The organism is Bartonella sp. TT29SHDZB (assembly GCF_042193395.1).
Lineage (GTDB): Bacteria > Pseudomonadota > Alphaproteobacteria > Rhizobiales > Rhizobiaceae > Bartonella.
Genome location: NZ_JBHILQ010000160.1, coordinates 324 through 571 on the forward strand (window position 1 = coordinate 324; position 248 = coordinate 571).

Annotated in this window: 1 pseudogene; it reads left to right on the plus strand. The window is 31.0% G+C overall.

The features are described from left to right. A pseudogene (locus ACFIJJ_RS10095) lies at positions 1–227 on the plus strand (replication protein C); the annotation flags it as partial. Between the last annotated feature and the right edge of the window lie 21 nt (positions 228–248).

The following is a 248-nucleotide window of genomic DNA, read 5'->3' on the forward strand; positions in this document are numbered from 1 at the left end:
TGATTGCTAAAGAAAATCGAGGAGAACTCTATCTAGAACGTTCTTTCTATGCACTACTCAATGAAACTTCTGAAGAAAAATTAAACGATTGGCGTGTGCAAAAAACAGAAAAAAACGTTCTAACTAAATCAAACGATCAAAAAAGTGCTTTGTTTAAAGCGCAATTGAATGAAGTTCTTAAAACTTGGAACCTGCAAACAGATTCAAAGAAATTTGCAAAAATTTAAAAGGAAAACAACTTCAATATG